The organism is Microvirga sp. KLBC 81 (assembly GCF_003075415.1).
Taxonomy (GTDB): domain Bacteria; phylum Pseudomonadota; class Alphaproteobacteria; order Rhizobiales; family Beijerinckiaceae; genus Microvirga.
In genome coordinates, this window is record NZ_QDAH01000324.1 from 1 (window position 1) to 259 (window position 259).

General features: G+C 63.3%; 1 pseudogene. It reads right to left on the reverse strand.

Features of this window, described 5'->3' with window-relative positions:
- Window positions 1-18: 18 nt before the first annotated feature.
- A pseudogene (locus DC522_RS36750) lies at window positions 19-259 on the reverse strand (ABC transporter permease); the annotation flags it as partial.

Consider the following 259-nt stretch of genomic DNA (forward strand, 5'->3'; position numbering starts at 1 on the left):
GGATCTCGACTGCGTCCATCATTTCCACTTCACCCGGTATCGCGACAGCATGATCGCCGTCACCATGGTCAGCAGCGAGGTCGCCACCATCACGTCGGCAATGTAGCTCGGCACGCCGGCGCTGCGGCTCATGGCGGCCGCACCCACGAAGATGCCGGCAACGAAGATCGCGGAAAACACCACGCCGATCGGGTTCAGCATGGCAAGCATGGCAACGACGATGCCGGTGTAGCCGAAGCCCGGCGACAGATCGAGCGTC